Source organism: Janthinobacterium sp. 344 (assembly GCF_900112025.1).
Lineage (GTDB): Bacteria > Pseudomonadota > Gammaproteobacteria > Burkholderiales > Burkholderiaceae_D > Janthinobacterium.
This window is the reverse complement of the sequence record NZ_FOKL01000001.1, coordinates 721,227-733,751: the sequence shown is the minus strand read 5'-3', so window position 1 is coordinate 733,751 and position 12,525 is coordinate 721,227. Positions and strand designations below refer to the sequence as shown.

General features: G+C 64.5%; 11 protein-coding genes. 7 read left to right on the top strand and 4 right to left on the bottom strand.

The annotated features are described in order from the left end of the window. From BM193_RS28665 to BM193_RS03320, 5 genes are all read left to right on the top strand, one after another. Positions 1-1,977: YDG domain-containing protein (locus tag BM193_RS28665; RefSeq protein ID WP_254785815.1), on the top strand; the 1,977-nt coding region annotated here is incomplete at its 5' end. Continuing rightward, entirely contained in the window at positions 1,946-2,701 is a 756-nt protein-coding gene (locus tag BM193_RS03335) for a FecR family protein (protein ID WP_254785814.1), read from the top strand. The genes BM193_RS28665 and BM193_RS03335, both read left to right, overlap by 32 nt. A gap of 106 nt (positions 2,702-2,807) precedes the next feature. Then, complete coding sequence (locus BM193_RS03330; RefSeq protein WP_092795363.1) at positions 2,808-5,240, top strand: heavy metal translocating P-type ATPase; 2,433 nt, start codon at positions 2,808-2,810, stop codon at positions 5,238-5,240. A 1-nt stretch (position 5,241) separates the two neighbouring features. Beyond that, positions 5,242-5,661 (top strand): Cu(I)-responsive transcriptional regulator, encoded by a 420-nt coding sequence (gene cueR, locus BM193_RS03325; protein WP_092795361.1) that lies wholly within the window; start codon positions 5,242-5,244, stop codon positions 5,659-5,661. A gap of 20 nt (positions 5,662-5,681) precedes the next feature. Further along, positions 5,682-6,410 (top strand): glutathione S-transferase, encoded by a 729-nt coding sequence (locus BM193_RS03320; protein WP_092795359.1) that lies wholly within the window; start codon positions 5,682-5,684, stop codon positions 6,408-6,410. Positions 6,411-6,459: 49 nt separating this feature from the next. Here the strand turns inward: BM193_RS03320 and BM193_RS03315 are convergent, their stop codons facing one another. From BM193_RS03315 to yidD, 3 genes are all read right to left on the bottom strand, one after another. Next, entirely contained in the window at positions 6,460-6,660 is a 201-nt protein-coding gene (locus BM193_RS03315; RefSeq protein ID WP_092795357.1) for a heavy-metal-associated domain-containing protein, read from the bottom strand. Positions 6,661-6,744: 84 nt separating this feature from the next. Next, entirely contained in the window at positions 6,745-7,686 is a 942-nt protein-coding gene (locus BM193_RS03310; RefSeq protein ID WP_092795355.1) for a bestrophin family protein, read from the bottom strand. A gap of 281 nt (positions 7,687-7,967) precedes the next feature. Continuing rightward, positions 7,968-8,582, bottom strand: a complete 615-nt coding sequence (gene yidD, locus BM193_RS03305; RefSeq protein WP_254785812.1) for a membrane protein insertion efficiency factor YidD — start codon at positions 8,580-8,582, stop codon at positions 7,968-7,970. A 32-nt stretch (positions 8,583-8,614) separates the two neighbouring features. Between yidD and BM193_RS03300 the strand changes: the two genes are divergently transcribed. Then, positions 8,615-10,297 carry a serine hydrolase gene (locus BM193_RS03300; RefSeq protein ID WP_092795351.1) on the top strand — a complete coding sequence of 561 codons (1,683 nt, stop codon included), beginning with the start codon at positions 8,615-8,617 and terminating at the stop codon, positions 10,295-10,297. Between the two features lie 156 nt (positions 10,298-10,453). Continuing rightward, positions 10,454-11,821, top strand: a complete 1,368-nt coding sequence (locus tag BM193_RS03295; protein ID WP_092795349.1) for an NAD-dependent succinate-semialdehyde dehydrogenase — start codon at positions 10,454-10,456, stop codon at positions 11,819-11,821. 23 nt (positions 11,822-11,844) lie between these two features. Here the strand turns inward: BM193_RS03295 and BM193_RS03290 are convergent, their stop codons facing one another. After that, positions 11,845-12,519 (bottom strand): site-2 protease family protein, encoded by a 675-nt coding sequence (locus BM193_RS03290; RefSeq protein ID WP_092795347.1) that lies wholly within the window; start codon positions 12,517-12,519, stop codon positions 11,845-11,847. Positions 12,520-12,525 lie beyond the last annotated feature (6 nt).

Genomic DNA, 12,525 nt, shown 5'->3' with positions numbered 1-12,525 from the left:
ACGGGTAAAACTGTCAGCGTGACGAACGTGGGTTTGAACGGGATTGATGCGGGCAACTATGTGCTCAACGCGAACAGCGGCAGCACCACGGCCGACATCGCCGCGCGCGCCTTGAACCTGTCCGGTGCTGCCGGCAACAAAGTCTACGATGGCACGACGGGCGCCACGGTGATCCTGGGTGATGACCGTATCGCGGGCGACCGTGTCAATGTGCTGGCGTCCGCCAGCTTCACCGACAAGAACGTGGGCAGCGGCAAGGCCGTGACCTTGCGTGGCGTGGAACTGGCCGGCCAGGATGCGGGCAATTACTTCATCGTCTTGCCGACGGGTTTGCTGGCCAGCATCACGCCCGCCAGCCTGACCCTGGGCGGCTTAAATGCAGGCAACAAAGTGTATGACGGCACCACCAGCGCCACGGTGAGCGCCACGGCAAATGGCGTGCTGGGCCAGGACGTGGTCAGCGTGGTGGGCGGCAGCGGCAGCTTTGCCGACAAGAACGCGGGCGCGGGCAAGCTGGTGACGGCCAGCGGCTTCCGCCTGGCGGGCGCCGACGCGGGGAACTACACCTTGGATACGACGGGCGGCACGACCCAGGCGAGCATCGCGCAAAAGCAGCTGTCCACCTGGATAGGCAGCGGCAATGGCTTGTGGAGCGATGCCGCCAACTGGGATGGTGGCGTGGTGCCGGAGGGCGCCAACGTGGTGGCCGTCGATTTTTCACACAGCAGCGGCGTCGTGACCTACAGCGCGGCGGCCGGCAATACCAGCCTGAAAAACCTGAATTCGGCCTCGGGCCTGCTGTTGACGGGGGGCAGCCTGACCCTGGGCGAAAGCGTGCTGGACCGCTCCGTGCTGGGCGGCCTGGCCGGGCTGGAAATTAATGGCGGCAACTTGCTGTTGAATGGCAGCTTGTCGGCCGACCGTTATGCGCAAGGCGGCGGCATGTTGAGCGGCAATGGCAATTTGCTGGTCGCCAATAGCTTCAACCAGCTTGCCGGCGCCATCCGCCTGGCGGGCCAGCTGGCCATCACGCAAGCGAACGGCGACCTGCGTTTTGCCAGCCTGTCGGCGAACGCTATACAGCTGAACGCCCTGAACGGCGCCATCGGCCAGGATGGCGCCGTGGTCGCCGGCAGCCTGACGGCGCAGGCGCGCAATGGCATCGTACTGGGCAACGCGGGCAACCAGGTGGGCAATTTTACCGCCAGCAATAGCGCGGGTGGCGGCATCGTCCTGAACAATATCTCGGCGCCAGGCCAGTTGACTCTGGGTACGCTTGTCACGGGCGCGGGCAATATCGCCATCGATAACACGGGTGCCATCGCGGCCGGCGATATCAATGCGAATGGCGGCAATGTCACCTTGACGGCGCACAGCCCTGTCAGCGTGAACGGCAAGATCGAGGGCAGCGATATCGTCCTCAATGCCAGCACGGACGTGGTGCTCGGCGACGGCGCGCAATTGCTGGCGGCGCGCGATGTCAGCCTGACGGCCGGGCGCGACATCAGTGCCGGCGGCAATGCGCGGGTCGTCAGCGGCGGCAATGTGAGCGCCAGCGCGGGCGGCAACGTGCGCTTTGCGGATACGGCCAGCTTTACCCTGCCGGCGGCGGCCAGCATGAGCGTGCTGGCGAAAACGGGCAGCATCACGGGCGCGTCCGGCGTGCGCATCAACCGCCAGCGCAGCGGCGTGACCCTGCTGGCGCCGAATGGCACGGTGAGCATGGCGGACGCCATCTTCCTGCCCGCCACCACCATCGATCCTCCCATCATCACTCCCGGCGTGAACGCGGCCATCGACAACGCGCTGGGCATCATCAAGCAGGCGGACCGGGCCAATGACATGGCTACGCCAGTTTTGCTTGCTGACAAGAAGGCCGATGACAAGAAGAAGGGTGACAGCGATGTCGCGGGCCCGACAGATAAACCAACAGGATACAAATTCGATGATGTCGTTAAAAAAATGTATTGCAACTAAGGCCCTGCTGTGGCTGGCCCTGACGTGCCTGGGCGCGCACGCCTGGGCTGGCCAGGTGGCCGGCACGGTGATGCAGCTGAGCGGCCCGCTGATGGTCAAGAAGGCGGATGGCAAGGTGAAGTTGCTGGCCATCAAGTCCGAGGTCGAGCAGGGCGACACCTTGCTGACGGAAAAGGAGACTTACGCCTTGATCAAGCTGATCGACAATAGCGAGATCACCTTGAAGCCGAGTACCAGTTTCGTGATCGAACAATTTGCCTACACGGCCGAGCAGCCCGATGGCGACCATGCCGTGTTCAGCCTGCTCAAGGGCGGCTTGCGTTCCGTGACGGGCTTGCTTGGCAAGCGCAACAAGGAGCGCTTCGAGATGAAGACGCCGGCCGCCACCATCGGCATCCGCGGCACCACCTTCATTGCCAGCGTCGTGCCGCCGGCACCGCCTGGCGGGCCGTCCGTGCCGGCGGCGCCCGCGTCGACGATGCTGCCGCCTGGGCTGTATGTGCAGGTGCTCGACGGCCTGATTCATGTGGCCAATCCTGCCGGGTCGCAAAACTTTGCCGCCGGCCAGTTCGGCTTCACGCCCAACTTCCGGCAGCCGCCCATGGTCGTGCCCCTCAATCCCGGCCTGCAGTTCGCACCGCCACCCGCGTTTTCGGTGCCGACGCCGCCATCGGGCGGGGGCGGCGGCAACAAGGCGGCCAACGTCGATTGCGTGGTGCGCTGAGCATGCCGGTCAGGCAAGCGCCGCACCTTGCAAATAGGGCTTGACCTTCCCATCGTTGGATAGCAGATCCTGATTGCATCAGTTAATCTTTCGCACAGGATCTGCCATGCACCAGACCGCACTCGCTCCCGACACTACTACCTCTGCGCCCCATGCGCAGGCCCTGGCCATCGAAGGCATGAGCTGCGCCTCGTGCGTGGGCCGCGTGGAAAAAGCCCTGGCCGCCGTACCCGGCGTCAGCCAGGCCACGGTCAACCTGGCCACCGAGATGGCCAGGGTCACGTCCGGCTCGCCGATCCCCCTGGCCACCTTGCAGGCGGCCGTGGAAAAGGCCGGCTACTCGGTGGCCCAGCGCGAGATCGACCTGAACATCGCCGGCATGACGTGCGCCTCCTGCGTGGGCCGGGTGGAAAAGGCCGTGCTGAAAGTGCCGGGCGTGCTCGCTGCCAGCGTCAACCTGGCCACGGAGAGCGCGCGCGTCAAGGTGACGGGCGAGGCCGATGCGGCTGCCCTGATCGCCGCCATCGACAAGGCCGGCTATGCGGCCAGCCTGCCCGCCGCCAGCCAGTCCCGCGCGCCCGTGGCCGCGCCGAACCGCGATGGCATGAAGGTGGCATTGGCGGCCGTGCTGGCCTTCCCCCTGATGCTGCCCATGCTGCTCGAATGGGCCGGCATCCACCTGATGCTGCCCGGCTGGCTGCAGTTCGCGCTGGCCACGCCCGTGCAATTCTATTTTGGCGCGCGCTTCTACAAGGCGGGCTGGAAAGCGGCCCGCGCCGGCAGCGGCAATATGGATTTGCTGGTGGCGCTGGGCACGAGCGCCGCGTATGGCCTGTCCGTCTACCAGTGGCTGACGGCGGGTGAAATCCTGCCGCACCTGTATTTCGAAGCGTCGGCCGTCGTCATCACCCTCGTATTGCTGGGCAAATGGCTGGAAAGCCGCGCCAAGCGCCAGACGGCCTCGGCCATCCGCGCGCTGCAGGTGCTGCGTCCGGATTCGGCCCGCGTGCGCCGCGATGGCGTGGAACTCGACTTGCCCGTGGAACAGGTCAAAGTGGGCGACCTGGTGGTGATCCGTCCCGGCGAGCGGGTGGCCGTCGACGGCGTGGTGGTGGAGGGCGCCAGCCAGATCAATGAATCGCTGATCACGGGCGAAAGCCTGCCCGTCGACAAGCATCCGGGCGACAAGGTGACGGGCGGCTCCATCAATGCCGATGGCTTGCTGCTGGTGCGCACGCAGGCCGTGGGCGGCGAGACGACCCTGTCGCGCATCATCCGCCTGGTGGAAGATGCGCAGGCGGCCAAGGCGCCGATCCAGCACCTGGTCGACAAGGTCAGCGCCATCTTTGTGCCCGTGGTGCTGGTGCTGGCGCTGCTGACCATGCTGGGCTGGTGGTTCGCCACGGGCGAGCTGGAGAACGCCATCATCAATGCCGTCGCCGTGCTGGTCATCGCCTGCCCCTGCGCGCTGGGCCTGGCCACGCCGACGGCCATCATGGCCGGCACGGGCGTGGCCGCCCGCTACGGCATTTTGATCAAGGATGCGGAAGCGCTGGAAGTGGCGCACGCCGTCACCACCGTCGTGTTCGACAAGACGGGCACCCTGACGGTGGGCAAGCCTGCCCTGGCGGCCCTGCATGCGCATGGCATCGATGAAGCCCGGCTGTTGCAGCTGGCGGCCAGCATCCAGCGCGGCAGCGAACACAGCCTGGCCACGGCCGTGCTGGACGCGGCCAGCGCGCGCCACATCGAGGCCTTGCCCGCCACGGCCCTGTCGGCCTTGCCGGGGCGCGGCCTGGCAGCCCGCGTCGACGGGCTGGCGTTGAAACTGGGCAGCACGCGCTTGATGCAGGAAGAGGGCGTGGACATGGCGCCTTTGGCGGCCCAGGCCTTGTCCTTGGAAAACACGGGCAACACGATTTCCTGGCTGGCCTCGGGCACCCAATTGCTGGGACTGTTCGCCTTTTCCGATCAGGTCAAGCCCAACGCGCAAGCCGCGATTGCCCATCTGCATACCCTGGGCATCCGCACGGTGATGCTGACGGGCGACAACCAGGGCAGCGCCGACGCCGTCGGCAAGCTGCTGGGTATCGACACGGTGGTGGCGAAAATGCTGCCTGGCGATAAAACCGCTAAAATTGTCGCGCTGAAAGGCGAGGGCGCGAAGGTGGCCATGGTGGGCGACGGCATCAACGATGCGCCCGCGCTGGCGGCGGCCGACGTGGGCATCGCCATGTCGACGGGCACGGACGTGGCCATGCATGCGGCCGGCATTACCCTGATGCGCGGCGATCCGGCCCTGGTGGCGGACGCCATCGATATCTCGCGCCGCACCTACAGCAAGATACGGCAGAATCTGTTCTGGGCATTTATTTACAATATGATCGGCATTCCGCTGGCCGCCTTCGGCTTGCTCAACCCCATGGTGGCGGGCGCGGCGATGGCCTTCAGTTCCGTCAGCGTGATCAGCAATGCCCTGCTGCTGCGCCGCTGGACAGCCAGCAGTGATGCGGCCAGTGCGCATACCAAGGAGTCATAGGATGAATATCGGACAGGCAGCCAGTGAAACGGGCGTGTCGGCAAAAATGATACGCTACTACGAGAGCATTTCCCTGTTAAAACCCAGCGCGCGCAGCGACGCGGGCTACCGCATCTACACGCCCAACGACTTGCACGCGCTGCGCTTCATCAAGCGCGCGCGGGGGCTGGGCTTCTCGCTGGAGCAGATCCGCGAGCTGCTGTCGCTATGGCAAAACGACCAGCGCGCCAGCGCGGACGTGAAAGGCATCGCCCTGGCGCATGTGGCGGACTTGAACCAGCGCATCGCGGAGCTGACGGAGATGCGCGACACCCTGGCCCACCTGGCGCAATCGTGCCATGGCGACGACAAGCCCGATTGCCCCATCCTGCAAAGCCTGGGCCTGGCCAGCGACACGGAGGCGAAAGCGTGTTGCCATTAAACTGAAACAAGGGGGACGGCATGGCGTATGAACTGTATTACTGGCCCACGATACAGGGACGTGGCGAATTCATCCGGCTGGCGCTGGAAGAGGCGGGCGCCGACTACCGCGACATCGCCCGTTTGCCCGAACGCAAGGGGCAGGGCGTGTCCGCCATGCTGGCCTGCCTCGATGGCGACAGCACGCCCCACGCGGCGTATGCGCCGCCCGTGCTGCGCGATGGCGAGTTGCTGATCGGCCAGACGCCGAACATCCTGTTCTACCTGGGCCGGCGCCTGGGCCTGGCGCCGAGGGCGGACAGCGGGCGCCTGTGGCTGAACCAGCTGCAACTGACCATGGCCGACTGGCTGACGGAAGTGCATGACACGCACCACCCGCTGTCGATGAATCAATATTACGAGGAGCAAAAACAGGCGGCCCTGCTGCGCAGCGCGGATTTCCGCGCCACGCGCCTGCCCAAGTTCCTCGATTACTTCACGCACGTGCTGCTGAATAATCGCAGCCGGGGCCATTTCCTCGTCGGTGCAAGGCTCACCTACGGCGACCTGTCGCTGTTCCAGATGCTGGCAGGCCTGCGCTACGCGTTTCCGCAAGCCATGGCGCGCCTGGCGCCCCGGTATCCCGCCCTGTTCGCGCTGCACGATGCAGTGGCGGCGCGGCCGAATATCGCCCGCTACCTGCAGTCGAAGCGCCGGATCGCGTTCAACCAGGACGGCATCTTCCGCCATTACCCTGAACTGGACGGGTAAACGACGACAGCCGGCGCAAAGGCCGGCTGTCTGCTTGCTGCTGGTGCGCTTATTGCGCGCTGGTGACGGGGTAGCCCGCTTCCACGATGGCGGCGCTGATGGCGCCCAGGTCGGCGGCCGATTCCACCTTGACGCTCTTGCTGGCCAGGTCGATCTGCACCTGGGCGGCGGGGTCGATGCCCTGCACCGCTTTCGTGACCGAGCCGACGCAATGGCCGCAGCTCATGTTTTCAACTTGTAACTGATACATGGCAAGCACTCCTTGAATGATTAAGTGCTTCCACTGTAATCCTTGCCCCGGTGGTAAGGTCAAGCGGAAGCGTGGCCGCGGCTGTTAATGCAGCAAATAATCGTTGGCTTGCATGGGCGGCGGCACATTGTCGTCCTGCAAGGATTCGCGCAGGCTGATTTCGATGGCGCGGCACATGGCCGACAGGGGCAAATCGTTGGCATCCTCGCCGAACGGTTCCTCGATCTCGTCGCCGAGCGCATCGAGGCCGAAGAAGGTGTAGGCGACGATGGCGACGACGAACGGCGTCATGAAGCCGAGCGAATCGACGAGGCCGAAGGGCAGCAGGAAACAGTACAGGTAGGCAGTGCGGTGCAGCAGCAGCGAATACGAGAACGGAATCGGCGTGCTGCGGATGCGTTCGCACGAGGCGCCCGCGCCCACCATGGCCGAGACCGTGTTATCGATCTGCGCGGCAAGCATGCTGTCGATGCGGCCTTGCCGAACGCAGTCGGCCAGGTCGTGGCCCATTTGCAGCATCAGGTAGTCGGACGGATTCGTCGCCTTGCAGGCCATGGCCCACTCGTCCGGGCGCAGCAGCGGCTGCAGGTCGGCCGGGCCGCGCGTGTCGCGCAACTGGTGGCGCAGCGCATGGCAAAAGGCGATGGTGCGGTAGATCATGCGCACGCGCACGTCATCGAGGCCCAGCTTGGCGTGCGCCAGCGTGTCGCTGCGGATCATGGTCTGGCACTGGCGCGAGAAATTGCGGCTACGCAAAACGAGCTCGCCCCACAATTTGCGCGCTTCCCAGTAGCGGTCGTAGGCGGCCGTGTTGCGGAAACCCAGGAAGATGGCCAGCGGCAGGCCGATCAGGGTAAACGGGATGGTGGTGAGGATGACTTTATGATCGAACAGCGTGCCATGGCACCAGGTGACGATGGTGGCGATCAGGGTATTGACGATGAGGGTGGTGCGGATGCGGGGCAGGACGGAGCCGCGCACCACCAGGAACAGCCGTAGCGCCGAAGGACGCTCGCGCACGATCATGACGTGCTCCCTGTCGGGTATCGGGCTGACGATGCAAGCCGTGACCTGTTCTTGTGATGGAAAAACCATTGCGTGGAATGGCAGAGTGGCAAATGCCGGGAACAAAAAGCCCGCAGTGTGTGCGGGCCGAGCTGGGTGTGCATGGGGAGCAGTGTAGAGGAGACGGCATGAGTATAGGCCGCAGCTTTGCTGCCGGCCAATTCACAGTGAGGATAGGCGTTATTCATTTCATGAATGAATATTTCATTTGTAATTAACTCCCCTGCGTGCGGCTCTTGCTGTTAATGGCGATGATCCTTCTTTTTTTGCCACGGCCAGTCGCAGCAGTCGACAATATCGGCTGCGCCGCATGCCTTGTCCAGGCAGTCCATCGACGGCAGATCGCACGGCAGGTCGCAGTCACAATAGCCCGCCTGCGCCTGGCGACGCGCCCTGTGCCGTGCCTGGGGCTGCCGCGCGAGGTGCTGGCGGTGCCGCTCGCCGCAGGCGCGCAGGCGGCGCTGCAACAAGGGCAGTCCCGCGCGCAAGCCATGTCGGGCGATGACCTTGTAACCATACGCGGAGCAGCTGTCGCGTCCCGTCAGCACGCGGTAGGCGCAGGAAAAGCCTTTCCATGGTGATAAATACCGCTGGTAGGCGCGGATGGTCCACAGCGCCAGGTGCTTGCCACAGGTGTCGAGCGTGAAAATAATCGGTCCTTTGCGAATGGCCGTAAGCCAGTGCTTCGAGCATACGACAGCTATGCGCAAAAGCATAGCGTCAAGCGGCCAGGAATTATCAATGTGACAAATGGGGAGAATTGCGCGCGGCGGCTCTGTTACGCTGAGTGGGCGACTTGGACCTGTTTTCCAAGGCGAACACGTCATCCCGATAGCCGCCGCCAGGGGCATGGCCATGCTTGTTTATCCTTCCTGTGAAAGTGATCTGCATGTTTAAAGTTTCCAGCATCTGCCTCGCCACCCTGATCCTGTTGCAAGCGCCTGCCGGCTGGGCCGGCGAACCCGCCCCATTGAGCCAGCGGCAGCAAGCGCTGGCCGCGCAGATCGACGCCAGCATCGCGCCGTATTACAAGTCCACCGAGCCGGGCGCCGTCGTCATCGTCGTCAAGGATGGCCAGCCCCTGCTGCGCAAGGCGTATGGCCTGGCCAGCGTGCAGGATGGCAGCCCGCTGACGCCGGACATGTCGCTGCGCCTGGGGTCGATTTCCAAGCAGTTCACGGCCGTCGCCATCCTGCTGCTGGCCGACCAGGGCAAGCTGGCCGTCACCGATGACATCAGCAAATTCCTGCCCGACTACCCGACCCACGGCAAGCGGATCACGGTCGCGCAGCTGCTTGCGCACACGTCCGGCATCCACGACTACACGCTCAAGCCTGAGTTCGTACCCAACAGCACGAAAGACCTGAGCGTGGCGCAGATGATCGATTTCTTCAAGAGCGATCCGCCCGATTTCGAGCCGGGCGCGCAGTGGCGCTACAGCAGCTCCGGCTATGTCCTGCTGGGCGCCATCATTGAAAAAGCCTCGGGCCAGCCGTATGCCACCTTCGTGGAACAGCAGATTTTCGTGCCGCTGGGCATGAACGACACGGCCTACGAAGGCCACGAGCGCCAGCCTGGCAAGCGCGCGGCCGGACACATCCGTTCTGGCGAGGCCTATGCGCCCAGCCTGCCATTAAGCATGACGCAGCCGTATGCGGCCGGGGCGCTGGTCTCCACGGTGGACGACCTGGCGCGCTGGGATGCCGCCATCTCCGAGGGCAAGCTGCTCAAGGCCGCCACCTGGCAGCAGGCGTTCACGCCGGTAAAACTGAACGATGGCAAGGCTACCCGCTACGGCTATGGCTGGATGCTGGGCACCTGGCAAGACACCCCCGTCATCCACCATGGCGGCGGCATCAATGGCTACGCCACGTATGCGATGCGCCTGCCCAAGGAAAAAGTCTACGTGGCCGTGCTGGAAAATGCGGACACGGGCCTGGTCGACCCGGACGTGGTGGCGCGCAAGGCGGCCGCTGTCGCCGTGGGCCGGCCGTATCCCGAGATCAAGGTCATCACCCTCAAGCCCGCCATCCTCGACGCGTACGCGGGCGTGTACGCGATCAATGACAAGGCCGGCTACACGATCCGCAATTTCGAAGGCAAGCTGCTGCTGCAACGCACGGGCCGTCCCGCGCAGCGCCTGCTGGCATATTCGCCGAATGGCTTCCTGATTGAAAATACCCTCACCACCGCCGAATTCGAACGGGGACCGAAGGGCGAAGCCCAGCTGATCCTCAACGATGGCGGCGAATCGACATCGGTGCATGAGCGCGCCAGCGCCGCCAAGCCGGCACGCGCCGTGGTCGCCATGAGCCACGCGCAATTCGACGGCTACGTGGGCAAGTATGCGCTGGCGCCCGAGGTTTACCTGGAAGTCACGCGCGAAGGCGACAAATTCTTTGCCCAGGTGACGGGCTTCCGCAAGCTGGCCATGCTGCCGATGAGCGACACGGCGTTCTTCTCCAACGAAGTCGATGCGGAAGTGCGCTTCAGCAAGGATGCCGATGGCAAGACGCAGCAACTGGTGCTGCGCCAGGAAGGGCAGGACATGCCGGCCAAACGGGTGAACTGAGCCGTTCCGGCTGGCTAGCGATTCATCCACAGGCGCCGCGCGGCGCCTGTGTTCATTGGCCGCTATGTTCGCGTGCGTACTGTCGCGCTGGCCGCCCGCCTGCATACTGTCCAGCTACCCCACGCACTCCCGGGGCGCCACGACCAAGGAAATCAGATGAGCTACCAGACCACGAATCCCTACAGCGAACAGATCGAACAGACTTTCACGCCGCACAGCGACGCGCAGATGGAAAGCATCCTGGCCAAGGCGGCCACGACCTATGAAAACGACTGGCGCACGCGCAGCTTTGCCGAGCGCAAGGCCGTGGTGAAACAGGCGGCGGCCCTGCTGAAAGAGCAGCGTGACGCCTTTGCCAAATTGATCACGCTGGAAATGGGCAAGCTGTTCAAGGAAGCGCAGCAGGAAGTGTCGCTGTGCGTGAAGATTCTCGATTACTACGCCGACAATGCCGAGCAGTTCCTGGCGCCCAAGCCGCTCGACGTCAAGCGCGGCGAGGCGACGGTGGAAATCGCGCCGCTGGGCGTCATCTTCTGCGTCGAACCGTGGAATTTCCCGTATTACCAGCTGGCCAGGGTCGCCGGGCCGAACCTGATGGCAGGCAATACCTTGGTGGTGAAACATGCGTCCAACGTGCCCCAGTGCGCGCTGGCGTTTGAAAAGCTGTTCCTCGACGCGGGCGCGCCGGCGGGCGCGTATACGAATGCATTCTTTTCCAGTGAGCAAGTGGCCACCGCCATTGCCGACCCCCGCGTGCAGGGCGTGGCGCTGACGGGCAGCGAGCGGGCCGGCGCCTCCGTGGCGGCCACGGCCGGCAAGGCCCTGAAGAAAACCACGATGGAACTGGGCGGCAGCGACGCCTTCATCGTGCTCGACGACGCCGACATGGACCTGGCCGTCAAGCTGGCCGTCATCGGCCGCATCCAGAACGCGGGCCAGGTCTGCGATGGCTCGAAGCGCTTCATTTTGCTCGACAGCGTCGCCGACGTCTTCCTGCAACGCTTCCAGGCGGAACTGGAAAAATTGCAGCCAGGCGATCCGATGGACGCTGACACCACCCTGGCGCCCCTGTCCAGCGAGGGCGCGCTGGAACTGGCCGTCAAGCAAATCGGCCAGGCCGTGGAAGGCGGCGCCAAGGTGCTGTTGGGGGGCAAGCGCATCGCGCGCCAGGGCTATTTCCTGCAGCCCACCATCCTGACCGAGGTGGCGCCATCGAATCCCGTGTATTACCAGGAATTCTTTGCGCCTGTCGCCATGATTTTCCGCGTCGAGGATGAAAACGCGGCGATCACCCTGGCCAACGATTCGCCATTCGGCCTGGGCGGCACCATCATCACGGCCGACGTGGCGCGCGGCAAGCGCTTGGCCAGCCGGATCGAGACGGGCATGGTCTTCATCAACTCGCCGGCCATCACGGCGCCCGACCTGCCGTTCGGCGGCGTGAAGCACTCGGGCTATGGCCGCGAGTTGTCGGACCTGGGCATCATGGAATTCGTCAACCGCAAGCTGGTGCTGGTGGGCTGACCGGGCGCCTTGGGGGCGTTTCCTTACGCCCCGAGCGCCTTCCAGCCATAGCAGCCGAACGCCGCCGCCCACGCCAGCAAGATTGCCAGCCCCGGCAGCAGCAGCCATTTCGCCAGCGGCTCTTCCCACGCCACATACGGCTTGCCGCCGCGGATGATGGTCAGCAGCGCCTGGCCGCCATTCAGGCTGGCAAACGGCAGCAGGTTGAACGCGCACAGTTTCAACGAGAACAGGGCGAACACCTGCGCAAAGCCGTGTGTACGGGCAAATTGTTCCCCGTCACCCAGCAAGTCCTGCGCCCTCGACAACGGCGCCAGCGCGCCATCGGCGATTTGCCCGAAGGCGGCGACAAAGCGCTCCCAGCCCGAAGCTCCCATGATGCCCAGCGACAAGACCAGCAGCACGGCCACGCCGCTCAGGGGCAGCAGCACCTGCTTCCACAGCGGCTGGAAGTTGTACGCATCGCGGCAGGGATCGTCGTCATACAAGGTTTCCTCGCGCGTATCTTTCAATGCCACATTGCCCGCCAGCGGCAGCAGCTTGACGTGGACTGTTCCCAGGCGCAGCAGGGTGGGACCCACGCCATAGCTGACCTGGCGCAGCGTTATGCCAAACGCGCGGGCGCAGATGGCCATGACGGAAATGTGCAGGAACATGAAGAGGATCAGGCAGAGCAGCAACTGGAAGGCGGGATGCATCGGGAA

What these genes read in the sequence shown, in the direction of transcription:
- BM193_RS03335 (WP_254785814.1), top strand. Translation starts at nt 1,946, where the DNA reads ATGATGTCGTTAAAAAAATGTATTGCAACTAAGGCCCTGCTGTGGCTG.
- BM193_RS03330 (WP_092795363.1), top strand. Translation starts at nt 2,808, where the DNA reads ATGCACCAGACCGCACTCGCTCCCGACACTACTACCTCTGCGCCCCAT.
- cueR (WP_092795361.1), top strand. Translation starts at nt 5,242, where the DNA reads ATGAATATCGGACAGGCAGCCAGTGAAACGGGCGTGTCGGCAAAAATG.
- BM193_RS03320 (WP_092795359.1), top strand. Translation starts at nt 5,682, where the DNA reads ATGGCGTATGAACTGTATTACTGGCCCACGATACAGGGACGTGGCGAA.
- BM193_RS03315 (WP_092795357.1), bottom strand. Translation starts at nt 6,660, where the DNA reads ATGTATCAGTTACAAGTTGAAAACATGAGCTGCGGCCATTGCGTCGGC.
- BM193_RS03310 (WP_092795355.1), bottom strand. Translation starts at nt 7,686, where the DNA reads ATGATCGTGCGCGAGCGTCCTTCGGCGCTACGGCTGTTCCTGGTGGTG.
- yidD (WP_254785812.1), bottom strand. Translation starts at nt 8,582, where the DNA reads ATGGCCATGCCCCTGGCGGCGGCTATCGGGATGACGTGTTCGCCTTGG.
- BM193_RS03300 (WP_092795351.1), top strand. Translation starts at nt 8,615, where the DNA reads ATGTTTAAAGTTTCCAGCATCTGCCTCGCCACCCTGATCCTGTTGCAA.
- BM193_RS03295 (WP_092795349.1), top strand. Translation starts at nt 10,454, where the DNA reads ATGAGCTACCAGACCACGAATCCCTACAGCGAACAGATCGAACAGACT.
- BM193_RS03290 (WP_092795347.1), bottom strand. Translation starts at nt 12,519, where the DNA reads ATGCATCCCGCCTTCCAGTTGCTGCTCTGCCTGATCCTCTTCATGTTC.